Source organism: Micromonospora sp. RP3T, from assembly GCF_003027925.1.
Lineage (GTDB): Bacteria > Actinomycetota > Actinomycetes > Mycobacteriales > Micromonosporaceae > Micromonospora.
Map to the genome: position 1 here is coordinate 1 of NZ_PYPS01000117.1, position 651 is coordinate 651.

At 58.7% G+C, this 651-nt stretch carries 1 protein-coding gene; it reads right to left on the reverse strand.

The window, feature by feature from the left end:
• Positions 1–568 (reverse strand): reverse transcriptase-like protein (locus C8054_RS33425; protein WP_158273915.1); only part of this gene is annotated, 568 nt, incomplete at its 3' end.
• Positions 569–651: the final 83 nt, after the last annotated feature.

Below are 651 nucleotides of genomic sequence, written 5' to 3' on the forward strand. Positions count from 1 at the left end.
GAAACGCATACTTGAGCCGGTCCTTCGGCCAACTGTGTGCCAGTGCATCTATACCGAGGGGAGCCTCGGTCAGCCCGTACCACAACTGGCAGTGGGTGGATTCCGGTGAGGCGAAGAGATCCACTTGCGCCTGGCCGAATCGATCCCAAATCAGTTGAACCGACTGAGGGTGGAGCCTCCACTCGCCTCCGAGCGAAACCTGTCGTGACAGAGAATCGGCCACTCGATTGGCATCGCCCGGAATGTGAGTGGCCCGTAAGGACCTGAGTCTGTGTTGGCTCCAGAGCAGGAGGTGGCGGGCTAGTTGTGACATGCGAAAGGAACGTACACCGCCCTGGTGGTTGATGTAGGCTACTGTCGCCATGTTGTCCGACCTGACCAACACGTGCTTGTTCTGAATCATAGGCCAGAACCTCCTCAGAGCTAGAAGCACTGCCAACAACTCTAGGCAGTTGATGTGCCAAAGCAGTCGGGGGCCCGTCCAGACCCCGGAGGCTGCTTGCCCGTTGCAAAGGGCGCCCCAGCCTGTCTTGGAGGCATCTGTGGTGACAACGATGCGTCTGGACACTTGTTCCAAGGGTACTCCTGACCGCAGGAACGCAAGGTCCGTCCAAAGACTGAGAGTTTTGCGACACGACGGCGTGATGCCCA